Source organism: Acrocarpospora sp. B8E8 (genome assembly GCF_039871605.1).
GTDB classification, from domain to species: Bacteria; Actinomycetota; Actinomycetes; order Streptosporangiales; family Streptosporangiaceae; genus Acrocarpospora; species Acrocarpospora macrocephala.
This window is the reverse complement of the sequence record NZ_JBDPLV010000067.1, coordinates 12,214-30,128: the sequence shown is the minus strand read 5'-3', so window position 1 is coordinate 30,128 and position 17,915 is coordinate 12,214. Positions and strand designations below refer to the sequence as shown.

Genomic DNA, 17,915 nt, shown 5'->3' with positions numbered 1-17,915 from the left:
GCCATGCTGGTGAGGGCTGCCGTCGCTTCGACCGGCGGCAGCCCCCGGTGGGTCAGCGGCCGGGCGTCAGCAGCTGCCGAGCATGCTGGTGAGGGCGGACTTCTCCGAGCTCTGGAGCTTCAGGGCCCACTTGTACTTCACGGCGATCCAGGCCTTGGCGTACGTGCAGTAGAAAGCGGTGCGGGAGGGCTTCCAGGCGGCCGGGTCCTTGTCGCCCTTGGACTGGTTCACGTTGTCGGTCACGGCCCAGAGCTGCGGGCTGGACAGGTCGTTGGCGAAATCCTGGCGCTTGGCGGTGGTCCAGGCGCTGGCGCCGGACTTCCAGGCCTCGGAGAGGGGGACCATGTGGTCGATGTCGACGTCGGAGGCGAGCGTCCAGGTGGCGCCGTCGTAGGGGCTGTACCAGCTGCCGGAGGTGGCGGCGCAGCTGGAGTTGACGACGACGCCGCTGCCGTCGCGCTTGAGCACGGTCTCCCGGGTGTTGCAGGCGCCGGAGATCGTGATCCAGTGCGGGAACAGGTCGCGGTCGTAGCTTGACGCGTTGGCCTCGTTCGCGACGGTCAGCGCGGCGAGCTGCGAGGTGGCGGTGGCCGTGGACGGGATCCCCGGCGGGGTCGCCGCCGCGGGCCCGGCGAGCACGCCGGCGAGGGCGAGAGTGGCGCATAACGCGGTGAAGATCGCGAAGACTCGCTGCACGAGTCCCTCCTTCTGTCCGCAACCCCGGCCAGTGGTTGATCCTGGACGCCAACGGGGCTGAACTGGACTAAGTGGGACAGTCGCATTCACTCACAAACGCTGAAATATCAGCCTTTGACCATCCAGACGGGGACCATTCGTGTGATCCCGCCCGATGCTCGCGCACGCGACGCGCTGATCAGGACATACGTCGCCGACCGCCTTTGCTGCGCCCCCGAACTCGGGGTGAAGTTCGTGTTAACACGCTCAGTCGGTACGTCGCTCCGGCCTTCAGGCAGACGTGGAGCTTCCCTGGAACCAGGGCTGGTGCCAGGCGAAGGCGGGTCGGTGCGCGTTCGCGTGGCATCCGCCGAACAGGCGAGAGGTGCCCAGGCATGACCGGCCTGCCGCCCATCGGCCCGCGGCCTTACGCGTAATACTCATCAGAGTCGATTTGATACGCGTGCTCATCGACGAAAGGACCACGTTGAATTTGTGTGATCCCAGTGGTTCGGAGCTGGGCCGCCTAATATCGGCGTGATGAATGTATGGGCTGCCGCAGTGGCTTCCGCGAATGATCGGCAGCCACGCAGGCCGGTGACGTCCCTGGCAGCGGATTCGTATCCGGCCGTCCAGGCAGGCCCGGGAGAACAAAATTCTCCCGGTAGCTCCAGATCGAGCCCGAGGCCTGTTCGTCGTAGCCTTTCGCTTTCCAAGGCGATTCGTAGGGCCGTTCCGTCCAGGTCCTCGCGCTGGCTGATCAGCAGGAGATCCGCCAGGTCGCGCCATCGGCTCGATGGGAATCCATTGTGGCGTTCGTACATGGCGCAGATCTTGTCCGCTATATGATCCGACAACGGATAGAGCTGAGCTTGAGGCCAGTCGTCCGGCCATGGCATGGCAATGCCGGATCTGAGGTCCACGGTCTCCGGGATTCCGGTAGGGAATCGGCCGGTAACGAAATCGACCCCAATCGAGTCCATTTTTCTGGTACCCAGGAGGACGTTAAAGGACTGTTTAGCACCTCCGATTTCGTCGGAGTGCTCGATGAGGCTCGTAGGTATGAACCGGAAAAAGTCCTGGAGGTCAAGTGCCGCAGCGTCAAGCAGGGCGGAACGAGCTTCCTGAATGCTCCTGGTCCCTGGTCGCTGAAGATCGATATCTCGACTCAGGCGTGCTTCCGACGGGTAGCGTACCAGCAGAGCCTGGCCGCCTTTCAGGAGCCAGCCGGTCGGATCGTGATGAAATATTCTTGCGGCGAGGCGGCTGAAATAGAAGCTTCGAAACGCCATGTTCGCATGTAGCCCGAGCGATTTCGCATGCGTGACGATTTTGACCTTCATGGCCTTCTCGAAATCCCGAGGATTCGCATACGGCGAGCTCAAGTTTCATCCCCTTCGGATTTTCCGCAGGTGTTCCTGTCCACCGGTTTCGGCTTGGCTGACGGCTTATTGATATTGAGAATCTTCCTACGCTTTGAGGAAGTCTTTCGATTTGGATCCCGTCGATGTTTTCCATCGTTGCTGGCTCGCTGTTCCTGGGCGGCACGCTCAAGAGCCCATTCGGGAACGTGGTCTCCGGCGAGTATAGTTCGAAAATCGGCGAGTGTGGCTTCGGACGCTGATCCTGAGTCGAAGGGAAGGCCCGCGAGTATATTACGGATGGCCGCCGATATTTCGGTATTCTGACCGGATTGTGCATTGGCTATGAGCGCGAGGGCTGAGGCGAAGCCTTGGATGGCGGCGTTCTGAGTGATGCGAGTTCGTTCGCTGACCGGAAGCCCTCGGTCGGCTTGTTCCACGAGATAATCGAGCAGCTCCCGGCCCGACGATGAGCGAGGCAGGCCATACGAGTGCGCGAACGAGGCGATCCGCTCCGCGAGGCGCTCATCATTGGTGAGACCCTGCCGGACGGTATCGGCGACTACTCCGCCAACGTGGGCGCCGTCCACCCGGGCAGCCAGCAGATCTACCACGGTCCGCTCGGCCGTAGTGACGGGAAGTCCATCAACGATCGTGACATCCGAAGCTTCCAGGGTCGCCCGGTGGAGGCGAACTCCATCCTCCCGCGTGGTACGGCGCCGGGGGACCGAGATCTCCACAGTAGACGTCGGAAGATCGCCAAGATGATGCAGATCGCACGCTGAGCCGTGCGAGACGACACCCCCGTACGTCTCCGGATGCTGGCGTTTCCAAGCCAGAGTGCCTGGTTCGAGTCGGAGCCAGGCGACCTTGATCTCAAGATGGTCGGGCGGCGCTGCTCCGGCGACAAGGTAAACGCCACGGCCGACGCTCTCCAGGAGATCCGCCTCCGCCAGACGCAGCAGGTCAACGGAGTTGAGACCGGCGAGTTTCGCCTGAGATGTGGTGACGAGCCCCCACTGTCCCGCGGCGTGGTCGCTCACGATCCGGAGCGCCTCATGACGCTTCATGCTTCAAAGGTTACATCGTGGTGACAGCGATAGCTACTCCTAAGGTGTAACTATCGCTGCTTCAGGCAGAATCGATCTTACTTCTACGGCCAAGGTAGCGGCGAACGCTACAGGCGCGGTAGGTGTCGTGCGCTGTTCCAGTGTGATTTCGTCAGGGTTTCTTCCGTTTTGAGACGCGGGTGTTGCGGGCGGGGGTGGGCGTGATCGAATGCCCGGAGCGGTTCCGGTCGTAGGTTGGCCCGTTGTGCTTGGCGCGGCGGTCGAGGCGTGCTGGGAGACGGCGGTGTGGGTGTTCGGTGGGAGCGGGGAGCAGGGTCCGCGCCCATTGGCGGGCCTGCGATTACCGAGTTTCGGATTAGCGGAATACCGCTTATCGGATTGCTGCTTTTCGGGCTTCCGCTTGTGGTTGCCGGGCTTTCGCTTGTCGGGGGGCTGGTCAGCGGGTTTCGGCGAGTTCGGTCAGCAGGGTGGCGAAAGTAGCCGGGAGGGCGTGGATTTCGGCGGGGGAGAAGCGAGCCAGGCGGCCGGTGAAGGCGAGTTCGTACTGGTCGCCGCGAGGGGTGGCGGACAGGGTCAGGTCGAGGGTGGCGTCGTCTACCTCGTGGTCCCAGACTTCGGCGGTGAGGTCGTTCCAGCCGGCGGGGGGTTTGGGGTCCTCGCGGTGGATGAACGAGGCCTGGAAGACGGGGTGGACGCCGGGGATGCGGGGGATGCCCGCTTTGGAGACGAGGGTGTCGAAGGGGATCTCGTTGGCCAGGGCTCCCGCGGCCGTTTCCCTGACCCGGGTGAGCAGGGCGGCGAAGGTCTGGCCCGCGGGCAGGGCCACGCGCAGCGGGATCATGTTGATGAAGGTCCCGACGACGGATTCCAGCTCGCGGCGGCTCCGGGAGGCGGAGACGATTCCGACGTTCACGTCGCGGTGGCCGGTCATCCGCTGGAGCAGCACGGCGTAGGCGGCGCACAGGGCCACGAACGGCGTGGCCGGGCCTTCGGCGACGCGGCGGAGGCGGTCGACGGTCTCGCGCTCCACCCGGATCATGCGGGTCGCGCCGGAGCGGGCGGCGGTCTCGGCCGGCTTGCCGCCGAACAAGGGCGGCGGCAGGCCGCGCAGCCGTTCGGTCCAGTACGGCAGGCGTTCCGGCAACCGCCGCGCGCTGCGCTCGGCGGACCAGGCGGCGTAGTCGGCGTACTGCACGGAGGGCGCGGGAGGTTCCGTACCGGAATAGAGGGCGGCGAGGTCGTCGGCCACGATGGCGAGGGAGCCGCCGTCGGCGGCGATGTGGTGGCAGACCAGGAACAGCCGGTGCTCGGACGGCGAGATCCGGTAGACGGTCAGGCGCATGAGCGGGCCCGAGGTCACCGGGAAGTGTTCGGCGCTGGCCGTCCTGGCGAGGGCGAGCGCGGTGGGCTCGCGGTCGGCTTCTGGCAGCCCGCTCAGGTCGGCGAACTCGAAGGGCGCCGGGAGGCCGGGCCGGATGGTCTGGTACGGCTCGCCGTCGATGAGCGTGTAGATCGTGTGCAGGACCTCGTGCCGGGCGATCAGCGCGGTGAAGGTCCCCGCCAGGCGGGCCAGGTCGAGCGGGCCGGTGAGCCGTACGGCGAGCGTGACGTTGGGCGCGGCGGTAGGGTCGGACTGCTGGGCGAGCCAGATACGGCGCTGTTCGTGGGAGCACGCGAGCGGCGAGCCGTCCCGGGGGATCGGCGTCACGCCCTGCGGAGCGGCCTTCTGGGCGAGCAGTTTGGCCACCAGCTCGCGCCGCCGATCGGCCTGCTCGGGCAGGGGCATCCCGTGCTCCTCTCTGATTTCGGGTATGGCAGAGAGGCCTGGGAGCGCTCCCAAATCAGCATAGAAGAAACCGCCCCCGGCGCGTCAAGCCCCAATTATGGGCGGATTAAATATCCCCAGATGAAAGCCGTATTCTCGGCGAATCTTTCTGAAATATGGATGATCTATTGACGCCGTCACACACGAAATCTAGCCTCAGAATGCGTGGGAACGCTCCCACGCCACGCACGCTCCCCCTCACGGCGGTGCGGCTTTTTCTGATGCCTGCCCTCTGGTTGCCTGACCACCGGCTTGGGAGACACGAGCGATGACCGAAACGACCGGCTTGCACACGCGTTCCGAGTTGCCGCTGCCGGACGTCCCGGCGATCGTCGACCTGTTCGAGGAACGTGTCGCCGAAGGCCCGGATCGGGTGGCGGTGGTGGCACGTTCCCGTTCCCGCACCATGACGTACGGCGAGCTGAACGAGGCCGCCGAAGCCGTCGCGGCGCGATTACAGCGGGCCGGGATCGGGCGGGGGGACCTGGTCGCGCTGTTCGCGGATCGGTCCGCGGAGATGCTGGCCGGGCTGCTGGGCGTGCTGAAGGCGGGCGCGGCCTACCTGCCGCTGGACCCCGGATACCCGGCGGCGAGGATCGCGATGGTGCTCGGCGACTCGGGCGCGCGCGCCGTGCTCACCCTGACCCACCTGCGCGAAAGCCTCCCGCCATTCACCGGCCCGGTGCTCGCCCTGGACGACCCCACCCCCCACACCGAATTCACGAAATATCCGCATAAAAGGTCTGACAGGGCATATGTCCTTTACACCTCAGGCTCCACCGGCCGCCCCAAGGGTGTCGTCATCTCGCACGGCGCGCTGCTCAATTTCCTCTGGTCGATGCGCGACATCCTGGACGCCGGCCCCAGCGACGCCTGGCTCGCCCTGACCTCCCTTTCCTTCGATATTTCCGGACTTGAGCTGTACCTGCCGCTGATCACCGGCGGCCGCGTGATCGTCGCCGACGCCGAGACGGCCAGGGACGGCACGAAACTCCGCGACCTGATCTCCACCCAGGGCGTCACCCACGTCCAGGCCACCCCCTCCGGCTGGCGCGTCCTCCTCGACGCCGGTTTCGCCGCGAACGTCGTCGGCCTGGTCGGCGGCGAGGCCCTCCCCGTCGCCCTGGCCAGAACCCTCGCCGACCGCTGCGCCCGCCTCGTCAACGTCTACGGCCCGACGGAGACGACGATCTGGTCCACCTCCTGGGAGGTCCCCCGCGGCACCGCCTCCGTCAGCATCGGCGCCCCCATCGGAAACACCCAGGTCCACGTCGCCGACGACCACCTGAACCCCGCCGAGGAAGGCGAACTCCTGATCGGCGGCCTCGGCGTCGCCGACGGCTACCTCGGCCGCCCCGCCCTGACCGCCGACCGTTTCATCCCCGACCGCCGACCGTTTCATCCCCGACCCGTACGGCAGACCGGGCGCCCGCCTCTACCGCACCGGCGACACCGTACGCCTCCGCCAGGACGGCACGCTCGACTTCCTCGGCCGCTCCGACAACCAGGTCAAACTCCGCGGCCACCGGATCGAACTCGGCGAGATCGAGACGGTCCTTGAGGAGATCCCGGGCGTCCGGCAGGCCATCGTCACGGTGCACAAGGACGTCCTCGTCGCGTACGTCGTGGGCGAGAACGACGATCCGAGGGACGAGTTGGCCGAGCGGCTGCCGCCGTACATGGTGCCGTCGATCGTGGTGCCGATGGCGGCGATGCCGCTGACCCCGAACGGCAAGGTGGACCGGCGGGCGCTGCCCGCGCCGGTGGCCGGGGCCGGGGAGATCGAGCCGCGCACCGAGTCGGAGCGGGTCGTGGCCGAGGCGTTCGCCGAGGTCCTCGGCCTGGAGCGGGTCGGCGCGGACGCCGACTTCTTCGCGGCCGGCGGGCACTCGCTGCTGGCCACCAAGGTGACCGCCCGGCTGACCCGGCGGCTGGGCGTGGAGATCCCCGTCGGAGAGCTGTTCGCGGCCCCGACGGTGGCGGGTCTCGCGGCGGTCCTGGACGGCCTGGACACGGTGTCGGTGCCGCTGGAGCCCCGCCCGCCCGGCACGCCGGTGCTGCTGTCGCCCGCCCAGGAACGGCTGTGGTTCCTGCACCGCTTCGACCCGGGCGACGCCTCCTACAACATGCACCTGACCCGGCTGCTCCGCGGCCCGCTCGACGTGCCCGCACTGGAGGCGGCGCTCGCCGCCACGATCGCCCGCCACGAAGCCCTGCGTACCCGCTTCCCCGACGTGGACGGCCGCCCGGTGGCGGTCATCGAGGAACCCGGCGAGGTTGCGCTCGACCATCTCACCGCCGCCACCGAAGCCGACGCGCGAGCGCTGCTGTCGGCCCGGGTCAACGCGCCGTTCGACCTGGCCGCCGCCCCGCCCGTCCGGATCTCGCTGGTACGGCTGGCCTCCGGCGACCACATCCTCTGCGTGGTCTTCCACGCGATCGCCGGAGACGAATGGTCGCTCGACGTCCTGGTCGAAGACCTGGCCGACCCCGGCAGGGACGCTCCCGTGGTCCAGCACGGCGACGTGATCGCCTGGCAGCAGGGCCGGGAGGCGCTCGGCGCCGGCGCCGACGCGCTGCGGCACTGGCGGGAACGCCTGGACGGGCTACCGGTCCTGCGCCTGACCACCGACCGGCCCCGCCCGGCGGTGGCGTCGCGGCGCGGCAGGTCGATGCGCGTGCGGATCCCGGTGGGACCGTTGGAGCAGCTGGCCCAGCGCCATGGCACGACCTTGTTCACCGTGCTGCTCGCCGCGTACCAGGCCGTGTTGTCGGCGGAGACCGGCCAGCACGATTTCGCGGTCGGCGCGCCCACGGCGGGCCGTAGCAGGGTCGAGCTGGAGGCGGTGGCCGGGCGGCTCGGCAACGTGCTGGTGCTGCGCGCCGACCTGTCCGGAGACCCGACTTATGCGGATCTGCTGGCTCGGGCCCGGTCGACGGTGCTGGCGGCGATGGCGCACGAGGAGATCCCGGTCGAGCGCCTGCTCTCCGACCTGGACCTGGCCAGGGACACCGGCCAGACCCCGCTTTATCAGACCATGCTCGCCCTGGACACGATGCCGGAGCCGGTCGAGATCGCGGGCGCGTCCTGCGTGCCGTTCGACCTCGACCACGTGCCCGCGCGATTCGACCTGACGCTGGACGCCTGGCGGACCGCCGACGCGCTCTCCCTCGTGTTCACCTACGACGCGAACCTGTTCGACGACGTCAGGATCGACGCTCTCGCCGCGCGGTTCACGGCTCTCCTCGACGCCGTCGTGGCAGGCCCGGAGCGCCCGCTGGCCGACCTGCTGTTCCCGGGCGTCACGCTCGGCGGCGCGGCCTGGCGGGCCGAGGGGCTCGCCGCACGCCCGGTCGTCCGCGCCGAACCCGCTCCCGCCCAGCGAACCGGACGCCCCCCGGCCAACCCCGCCGAACGTCTCATCGCCCGCGTGTTCGGCGAGGTCGTCGGCGTGGACGGCGTGGGCGCCGACGACGACTTCTTCGCGCTCGGCGGCAGATCGCTGCTGGCCCCGCGCGCCGCCGCCCTGCTCGCCAAGGCGTTCGGCGTGCCCGTCCCCGTCCGGGCGCTGTTCGCCCATCCCACCGTCGCCGCGCTGGCCACCGCGATCGGCGCCGACCCCGGCGTGATCCCGCTCGAACCCCGCCCCGAGGGCGCGCCGGTGCCGCTGTCGGCCGCCCAGGAGCGGCTGTGGTTCATGGACCACTTCACCCCCGGCGACGCCTCCAGCAACATGTACCTGGCCAGGCGGCTGTACGGCCCGCTAGACCGGAACCGTTTCGCCGCCGCGTTCACCGCCCTGGCCGCCAGGCACGAGTCGCTGCGCACCCGCTTCCCCGCCGACGACGGCCGCCCCGTCCTGGTCATCGACCCGCCGCGCGAGGTCGAGATCGAATGGGCGGAGCTGCCGGAACGTGAGGCGCGGGAATTCTGCGCGGAACGGGTCAACATCCCGTTCGACCTGGCGGCGGCCCCGCCCATCCGGGTGTCGGTGATCCAGATCAGCCCCGAAGATCACGTGCTCTGCGTGGCGATGCACCACATCATCGCCGACGGCTGGTCGATCAACGTGATGTTCAGCGAGCTCGCCGCCCTGTACGAGGGTGTGGACCTGCCCCCGCTGCCCGTACAGGCCGGAGACGTGTCGATCTGGCAGCTCAAGCGGGAAGCCCTCGACGAGGGCGAGGCCGCGCTGGCGCATTGGAAGAAGAAACTGGCCGGAGTCCCCGTGCTGGAACTCCCGCTGGACCGGCCGCGCCCGCTCGACCTGGTCAGGCAGGGCGCGGTGCACAACGAGCACATGCCCGCCGACCTGGTGGCCGGTCTGGAATCGGCGGGCCGGGAGAGCGGCGTCACGCTCTTCATGGTCCTGCTCGCCGCCTACCAGGCACTGCTCGCCCGCCACACCGGCAAGCTGGACTTCGCGATCGGCTCGCCGACGGCGGCCCGGGGCCGGGTCGAGCTGGAGTCGGTGATCGGGTATCTCGCGCACACGCTGGTGCTGCGCGCCGACCTGGACGGCGATCCGCCGTTCCACGAGCTGCTGCGCCGGACCTGGGCCACGCTGGTGGACGCGCTCGCGCATCAGGAGATCCCGGTCGAACGGCTCAAGTCCATCCTTGGCGTACGGCGCGAGCTCGGGCAGACGGCGCTGTTCCAGACCATGTTGATCCTGCACAGCCAGACCGCCGAGGGCAACATGCCGGCCACGTTCGCGGGGCTGCGGCACGAGCCGTACGACGCGGGGGCGATCAAGACGGCGTTCGATCTGACGCTGACCGCGTGGCCGGCGCCGGACGGGCTCAACCTGGTCTTCGACTACGACGCGCGGCTGTTCGACGCGCGGACGGTGCAGCGGCTGGCGGCGCGGCTGGTCGAGTCCCTGTACGACATCGCCGCCGACCCGACGACTCGCCTGTCCGTCCTGTCGATGCGCACCCTGGAGGACGACGCGTTCCTGGCCGAGTCGGCGCGCGGCCCGGAGCTCGAACTGCCCGCGCCCACGCTGCTCGGCCTGATCGAGCCGAGCGACCGGATCGCCGTCGACGGCCTGACCTACGCCGAACTCGACGCGGCGTCGCGGCGGCTCGCGCTGCGCCTGCGGCGGCTGGGCGTCGGGCGCGGCGACGTCGTCGGGGTGCTGGCGGAACGATCGGTGGCCTCGCTCACCGGGATGCTGGCTGTGATGAAGGCGGGCGCGGCTTACCTGCCGCTGGATCCCGCCTATCCCGAGGCGCGGATCGCATTCGTGCTGGACGACGCCAAACCGCGCGCCCTGCTCACCGACGGCGACGCGACTTGGGACGGCCCGACCATCCGGCTCGGAGAGCCGATCACCGAGGACGGCGAACTCGACGTCGAGGTCCTCCCCGAGGACCCCGCCTACGTGCTCTACACCTCCGGCTCCACCGGCCGCCCCAAGGGCGTCGTCGTCCCGCACCGCGCGCTCGCCAACTTCCTGATCTCGATGCGCGACCTCCTGAACGCGGGCCCCGGCGACGTCTGGCTGGCGCTGACCTCCCTTTCCTTCGATATTTCCGGACTTGAGCTGTATCTGCCGCTGATCACCGGCGGGCGGATCATCATGGCCGGGAACGCGCTCGACGGCGAGGAGCTCGCCCAGCTGATCACCGAGCAGGGTGTCACCCACGTCCAGGCCACCCCGTCCGGCTGGCGCGTCCTCATGACCGCCGAGCTTCCCCAGGTGACCGCCCTGGTCGGCGGGGAAGCGCTGCCCTCCGGCCTCGCCCGCGACCTGCGCGCCCGCGTCTCCCGCCTGATCAACGTGTACGGCCCGACCGAGACCACCATCTGGTCCACCGCCTGGGAGGTCCCCGAGGACCCCGCCGAGATCACCATCGGCCGCCCGATCGGCAACACCCAGGTCGCCGTCGTCGACGACCTGCTCCGCCCGGTCCCGCCCCGCGCCCCCGGCGAGCTCGTCATCGGCGGCCTCGGCCTGGCCCACGGCTACCTCGGCCGCCCGGCCCTGACCGCAGAACGATTCGTCCCAGGACCCGGCGGAACCCGCCTCTACCGCACCGGCGACCTCGTGCGCTGGCGCTGGGACGGCACCCTCGAATTCCTCGGCCGCAACGACGACCAGGTCAAACTCCGCGGCCACCGGATCGAGCCCGGCGAGATCGAATCCGTACTCGAAAGCCTTCCCGCTGTCCGCAGGGCCGCGGTGACCGTCCGGGCCGACAACCTCGTCGCGTACGTGGTGGGGGACACCACCGGCCTGCGCGAGCAGCTGATCGCCCGCCTGCCCTCTTCCCACATCCCCAGCACCTTCGTCCGCCTGGACGCCCTCCCGCTCACCCCCAACGGCAAGCTCGACCGCCTCGCCCTGCCCGACCCGGAGCCCTCCCGCGAGGAGGCGTTCGTCGCGCCGAGAACCGACGCCGAAGCCCTGGTCGCCGACGTGTGGAGCGAGCTGCTCGGCCTGGAGGGCATCGGCGCGTTCGACGACTTCTTCCTGCTCGGCGGCCATTCGCTGCTGGCCATCCGGGTGGCCGCCAGGCTCAAGGCCGTGGTCGGCGTGGAGGTGCCGATCCGGACCATGTTCACCCACACCACCGTCGCGGACCTCGCGGCGACCGTCGAGGACATCCTGCTCGCCGAGCTGGACGACCTGTCCGACGAGGAAGCCCTGCGCCTCATGGAGTCCCCGTGACCAGTACACCTGACCTGTCTCTGGCCAAACAAGCCCTGCTCAAACAGCGCCTGCGGCGCCGTACGGCGGCGGCCTCGATCTCCCCCCGCCCGCCCGGCACGGTCCCCCCGCTCTCCCACGCGCAGGAACGCCTGTGGTTCCTCGAGCAGTACCGCCCCGGAACCGCGTCCTACATCGTCCCCTTCGCGGTCTGGCTGGACGGCCCGCTCGACCCCGGCAACCTCAGGAACGCGCTGATCCAGGTCACCGAACGGCACGAGACCCTGCGCACCAGCTTCACCACGTCCGAGGACGGCCTGCCCGCCGTCGTGATCTCCGGCGAGCCCGTGATCGACCTGACGATCCTGACCGCGGACACCCCCGAGGAGGCCAGGGACTTGATCTCCGCCGACCTGGCCCGGCCGTTCGACCTGGCCACCGGTCCGCTCCTGCGCACCACACTGGTGAGCCTCGGCCCCAGCCAGCACGTGCTCCAGCTCGCCGCCCACCACGCCATCACCGACGGCTGGTCCGGCGACGTCCTCCTCGGCGACCTGCTGGCCGCCCTCGACGGCCGCCCGCTCACCCCCCTGCCCATCCAGTACGGCGACTACGCCGCCTGGCAGCGCGAACGCACCGGCACCCCCGCCTACCAGGCCGACGTCACCTACTGGCGGGACCGCCTAGTCGGAGTCCCCCCGCTGGAACTCCCCACCGACCTGCCCCGCCCCGCCGAACAGGGCTCCGCCGGCGCCGGGTACGGCTTCGGCGTCGACGCCCGCCTCGAAGCCGCCGTGGGCGCGCTGGCGACCTCGTGCGGGGCGACGCCGTACATGACCTTCATGGCGGCGCTGCAGGTGCTGCTGTCGCGGTGGTCCGGGCAGGACGACTTCGCCGTGGGCAGCCCGGTCAGCGGGCGCGGCCTGCCCGAGCTCGACGGCATGGTCGGCATGTTCGTCAACACCCTGGCCATGCGCGCCGACCTGGACGGCGACCCCACGTTCACCGAGCTGCTCGGCCGGGTCAAGGAAGCCGCCCTGGACGCGTTCTCGCACCAGGAGCTGCCGTTCGACCAGCTGGTGAACGAGCTGAACGTCGAACGTGATGTGAGCCGGACGCCGATCTTCCAGGTCATGTTCGCGTTGCAGAACTACGCCAGCGGTCCGGCGTCCGCGCCCGGCGCGGTGGCGGTGAGCGGGTTCGCCGCCGATGTCCAGGTGAGCAGGTTCGACCTCGCCTTCTACCTGTACGAGGGCTTCGAGGGCATGGGCGGCGCGATCATCTACAGCACCGACCTGTTCACCGAGGACACGGTCGCCCGCATGGCGGCCTCGCTGGACGCCCTGCTGCGCTCGATCGTCGCCAACCCGGACGCCCGGATCTCCGAGCTCGATCTGCTGCCGCCAGGGGAGCACGAGCGCGTGCTTGCCCTGGGGACGTCGGAACCGGCCACGCCGCTCGACCGCGACCTGCTGCACGACCTGGTCACCGCCGCCGCGGAACGCACGCCGGACGCCCCCGCCGTGGTGTTCGGACCGGATTCGCTCACGTTCAGGGAGCTCGACCAGCGCGCCAACCGGCTCGCGCACCGCCTCAGAGACCATGGCGCCAGGCCGGGGGATCGGGTGGCGGTCTGTCTGGAGCAGTCGGCGGAGCTCGCGGTGGCCATCGTCGGAGTGCTCAAATCGGGTGCCGCCTATGTCCCGATAGATCCGGAACTGCCCGCCGAGCGGGTGGCGTACATGGTGGCGGACGCCGGGATCAGGATCGCGGTCACCACCGAGGAACTGCTGCCGGACGGGCTCGCCCCCGTATACGTGGACGACCAGGGCGGACAGGACACGCCCGTGCACAGCGGGGTCACGCCCGGCGACCTCGCCTATGTGATCTTCACCTCCGGGACCACGGGACGGCCGAAGGGCGTCGCCGTCCAGCACCGCGAAGTCATGACATATCTGGCGGGCGTACACGAACGTTTCCAGGTCGCACCCGGTTCGGCGTTCGCGCTGCTGCAATCCCTGGCGTTCGACTTCGGCGTGACCGTGTTCTACCTGTCCCTGATGACCGGCGGCTGCCTGCACCTCCTGCCCTCCCGAACCGCCGCCCCCGACTTATCCGAATATTTCCGCAGACGTCCCGCCGACTACCTCAAGATCACGCCCTCCCACCTGGCCGCGCTCCTCGCCGAAGCCGAACCAGCCGAGATCCTGCCCCGCAAGCTCCTCATCCTCGGCGGCGAGGCGGCCCCCGCCGAATGGGCCGCCGACCTGGCCACCCGCGTCCGCGTGGTCAACCACTACGGCCCGACCGAGGCCACCGTCGGCGTCACCACCCACGAGGTCACCGCCGCCACCGGCCTGCTGCCCATCGGCCGCCCGCTCCCGGGCGCGCTGGTCCGGCTGCTCGACGCGCACGGCCGCCCGGTCCCGGTCGGTGTACCCGGCGAGATCAACCTCGGCGGCGAGCGCCTGGCCCGCGGCTACCTGAACAGGCCCGCGCTGACCGCCGAGAAGTTCGTCCCCGACCCGTACGGCCCGCCGGGCACGCGCCTGTACCGCACCGGCGACCTCGGCCGCTGGCTGCCCGGCGGCGACCTGGCGTTCCTCGGCCGCCGCGACCTGCAGGTCAAGGTCCGCGGCTACCGCGTCGAACTCGGCGAGATCGAGACCGTCCTCGCCACCTACCCCGGCGTCACCCAGGCCGTCGTGGACCTGCGCGACCAGCGCCTGGTCGCGTACCTGGTCGGCGAGGAGTCCGGCGAGCTGCGCGCCTGGCTGAAGGAACGCCTGCCCGACTACATGGTCCCCGCCCGCTACGTCTGGCTGGACCGGCTGCCGCTCAAGTCGCACGGCAAGGTCGACCGCGCCGCGCTCCCCGACCCGACCGGCGGCCCCGCCCTCGGCGCCGAGTTCACCGACCCCGCCACCCCCATCGAGGAGACCGTCGCCGCCATCTGGGCCGCCGTGCTCGGCCTGGAACGCGTCAGCGTGCTGGACGACTTCTTCGACCTCGGCGGCCACTCCCTGCTCGCCATGCAGGTCGTCGCCCGCCTCCGCAAGGCCGGACATACCACGACATTGTTGGATTTATTCAAGCATCCGACCGTCCGCGAGCTCGCTCACCTCCTCGACCCTGACACGGTCAAGGGCCCCGACCGGCTCCTCCACCGCCTCACTCCCGCCCGTACGACCACCGCTACCCTCGTCTGCGCGCCCTACGGCGGCGGCAGCGCCGTCATCTACAAACCCCTCGCCGACGTGATGCCGGCCGACTGGGCGCTCTATTCGCTGGCCGTACCGGGAAACGAGCTGGGCGAGGAACCCCGGCCCATCGACGAGGTGGCCGCCGCGTACGCGCAGGAGATCCTGGACACCGTCACCGGACCCGTCATCATGTACGGCCACTGCGGCCTCGGCGTGATGCTCACCACCAAGGCCGCCAGGATCCTGGCGGAGGCAGGACGCCCGGCGGAGGCCGTCTACCTGGGAGGAGTCTTCCCGTTCGCCCGCCCGCGCGGCCCGATGGCCAGGTTCGGCGAGTGGTGGGACGAGCTGGGCGGCGACCAGGGCAGGATCAACGCGCTCAGCGCGGCCGGGCTGGACGTCTCCGAGTTCGACCAGGACGAACTCCGGCTGATCGTCAAGAACCGCAGGGTCGGCACCCGCGAGGCGGAACGCTACTTCGCCCAGATCTTCGAGCAGGAGCTGACCCCGCTGACCTCCCCGGTCATCGCCGTGGTCGGTGAGCGGGACCCGGCCGTCGAGTACTACCAGGAACGTTTCCGCGAGTGGCACTGCGTGGCCGAAACCGCCGCCTGCGTCGTCCTCGACGAAGCCGCCCACTATTTCATGAAATATCGGGCGGAGGAGCTGGCGGACATCGTCACCGGCACCCACCGGGCCATCCTCGACGAGGACACCGCCGCCCTCGAACGCACCACCGGCGAGGAGACCTGGTGGCTGCAGGGCGTCTCCCGCCGGGGCGCCGAGCAGGACGTGCGGATCGGGCCCAAGCCCAGCATGCGCCGCTTCGCCGCGCTGGCCGCCGGACAGCTCGTCTCGATCACCGGCTCCGCGCTGACCGAGTTCGCCCTGCCGCTGTGGATCCTGCTCACCACCGGCTCCCTCGCCAACTTCGCCCTCTTCTCCGTCCTGGCCCTGGTCCCCGGCATGCTCGCGGCCCCCCTGGCCGGAACGGTGGCCGACCGCTTCGACCGCCGCAAGGTCATCCTGTTCAGCGACATCGCGGCGGGCGCCACCCAGCTCGCCCTCGGGATCCTGACCTGGACCGGCAACCTCCAGGTCTGGCACATCTACCCGCTCCTGGTCAGCCTGTCGATCGCGCTCACCTTCCAGCGCATCGCGTATGGATCGGCGATCCCGCAGCTCGTCCCGAAACGATTCCTCGGGCACGCCAACGGCCTGATGGGCATGGTCAACGGCATCGCGCTGCTGGTGGTGCCGCTCATCGCCGCCGGTCTGATGGCGGTCATCGGCCTCGGCGGCATCCTGCTCATCGACGTGATCAGCTACTCGGTCGCGATCATCACCGTACTGCTGGTCCGCTTCCCGAAGACGATGGCCTGGCGCCGCCGCGAGCCGATGCTGACCGAGATGGTCAACGGCTTCAAGTACACCTGGGGCAACCACGGCATCCGCCGCATGCTGCTCTTCTTCGCGGTCGTCAACCTGTTCATGTCGCCCCTGTTCCTCCTGATCTCGCCGCTGGTCCTGTCGTTCGCCGAACTCGCCGACGTAGGCCGGGTGACATTCTTCGGCGGCCTCGGCGTCTTCCTCGGCGGCCTGATCATGACCATCTGGGGCGGCCCCCGGCGACTGCGACTGCGCGGCCAACTCTGGTCCACCGTGGCCCTGTCCGCCGCCGCGATCGTGGTCGGCTCCCACGAACACCTACTGGTGATCTCCGCCGGCGTCTTCGGCATGTTCCTGTCGCTCACCGTACTCAACGGCATCTACGCCACGATCATCCAGGTCAAGGTGCCCCAACGGTTCCACGGCCGCGTCTTCGCCCTCAACCAGCTGGTCGCGTTCTCCACCCTGCCCCTCGGCTACGGCCTGGTCGCCCCGTACGGCACCGCGCTCTTTGAGCCCATGTTCGCCCCCGGCGGCCTGCTGGCCGACACCGTCGGCGCGGTGATCGGCACCGGCGACGGCCGCGGCATCGCCTTCATGTACGTACTGTTCGCCCTGATCATGGCCTCCGCCGTGTTCGTGGCCCGATGGATCAAGGGCCTGTGGCGCTTCGACGACCTGGTCCCAGACGCCCTACCCGACGACGTGATCGGCTTCGAAACCCTGAAGAACCGATCCTTTAAGAAGAAGGAGAAAGTGTGAGCGAGTATCTGGTCGTACTGAACGACGAGGAGCAGTACTCGATCTGGGCCGCCGACCGCCCGGTCCCGGACGGCTGGCGCGCGGAGGGCTTCTCCGGCGAGAAGGAGGCATGCCTGGCCCACATCGAAGAGGTCTGGACGGACATGCGCCCCCTCAGCGCCCGCCACTGACCCTGGGGTTCGATTCCCAAGGCGGCTCCGCCGATCAGGGGCCCATCGCGATCACCGCGATGGGCCTCTTGGTCTTCGCACAGCAGTGGAATACGACCCTGTTCGGCTGTGAGCGGGGGAATCTCGGGCACGAGACAACATGCTCGACGAGCAGACTGCCGTGATCAAACCGGGCCAGCGCCACAGGTCACGAGAGCCCGTGAATGGACACTGGTATATGGCAACTGTGAGCAACCTCCTCGTTTGGGCGACGGGCCTGTGAGCATTCCGCTCCGTTATTTCCGATTGGAAGTGGAGGAATGGCACAAGGAATCCACAACGGCACAATCAGGACATCCGGAGAAAAGGAGGCGACTCCGGAATAAGGCAGGCTCGCATCCAACGCGCATGGCGATAGCGTAGCTATGGACACATTCACGGGGCGCTGGACTATCATTCCGAAAAGCTAAGGACCACTCTAAGCATGAGAGATTGGTTTGAGCCTGCGTCTCCGTCTAAGAGCAGGCCCCCCACTCGCCGCCCTCCCCATAGTCGCGTCGAAGAAGAATCATCGGCAACTAACGCTCACTCTACTGAGGCTGACCTTGCGGATTTCTTAAAAAACCACAGCGGGACGATTGGGCTCCTATTAGTATTGTTCCCAGTCGGTATAGCGCTGGCTCGGATCTATTACCTTGCGCATGGCAGCTATGACGCAATCCTTGCCCTAGCACATAAGATAGACCTGCCCGCGTTTGCATACTCCAGTTTTGCCATTTCATTTCCTCTCGTCTTTAGCGTCATGGGGGCACTGGTCGCGGGAAT

Annotated in this window: 8 protein-coding genes; 4 read left to right on the top strand and 4 right to left on the bottom strand. The window is 68.8% G+C overall.

The annotated features are described in order from the left end of the window. Window positions 1-66: 66 nt before the first annotated feature. From ABGB08_RS42775 to ABGB08_RS42760, 4 genes are all read right to left on the bottom strand, one after another. Window positions 67-696, bottom strand: coding sequence for an HNH endonuclease family protein (locus tag ABGB08_RS42775; protein WP_347602789.1), 630 nt, complete (start codon window positions 694-696; stop codon window positions 67-69). Between the two features lie 446 nt (window positions 697-1,142). Then, a complete protein-coding gene (locus ABGB08_RS42770; RefSeq protein ID WP_347602786.1) occupies window positions 1,143-2,018 on the bottom strand; it encodes a nucleotidyl transferase AbiEii/AbiGii toxin family protein in 876 nt (291 codons plus the stop codon). Between the two features lie 38 nt (window positions 2,019-2,056). Continuing rightward, entirely contained in the window at window positions 2,057-3,106 is a 1,050-nt protein-coding gene (locus tag ABGB08_RS42765; protein WP_347602783.1) for a type IV toxin-antitoxin system AbiEi family antitoxin domain-containing protein, read from the bottom strand. Between the two features lie 436 nt (window positions 3,107-3,542). Beyond that, a complete protein-coding gene (locus ABGB08_RS42760) occupies window positions 3,543-4,892 on the bottom strand; it encodes a condensation domain-containing protein (protein ID WP_347602780.1) in 1,350 nt (449 codons plus the stop codon). Between the two features lie 307 nt (window positions 4,893-5,199). Between ABGB08_RS42760 and ABGB08_RS42755 the strand changes: the two genes are divergently transcribed. The 4 genes from ABGB08_RS42755 to ABGB08_RS42740 are packed head-to-tail and all read left to right on the top strand — an operon-like array spanning window position 5,200 to window position 17,111. Continuing rightward, entirely contained in the window at window positions 5,200-6,492 is a 1,293-nt protein-coding gene (locus tag ABGB08_RS42755; RefSeq protein ID WP_347602777.1) for an AMP-binding protein, read from the top strand. Window positions 6,493-6,526: 34 nt separating this feature from the next. Beyond that, a complete protein-coding gene (locus tag ABGB08_RS42750) occupies window positions 6,527-11,608 on the top strand; it encodes an amino acid adenylation domain-containing protein (RefSeq protein ID WP_347602774.1) in 5,082 nt (1,693 codons plus the stop codon). Then, complete coding sequence (locus ABGB08_RS42745) at window positions 11,605-16,941, top strand: amino acid adenylation domain-containing protein (RefSeq protein ID WP_347602771.1); 5,337 nt, start codon at window positions 11,605-11,607, stop codon at window positions 16,939-16,941. Before ABGB08_RS42750 ends, ABGB08_RS42745 begins: the two co-directional genes overlap by 4 nt. Next, window positions 16,938-17,111 (top strand): MbtH family NRPS accessory protein, encoded by a 174-nt coding sequence (locus tag ABGB08_RS42740; RefSeq protein ID WP_155352247.1) that lies wholly within the window; start codon window positions 16,938-16,940, stop codon window positions 17,109-17,111. The genes ABGB08_RS42745 and ABGB08_RS42740 overlap by 4 nt, the downstream gene beginning before the upstream one ends. Window positions 17,112-17,915: the final 804 nt, after the last annotated feature.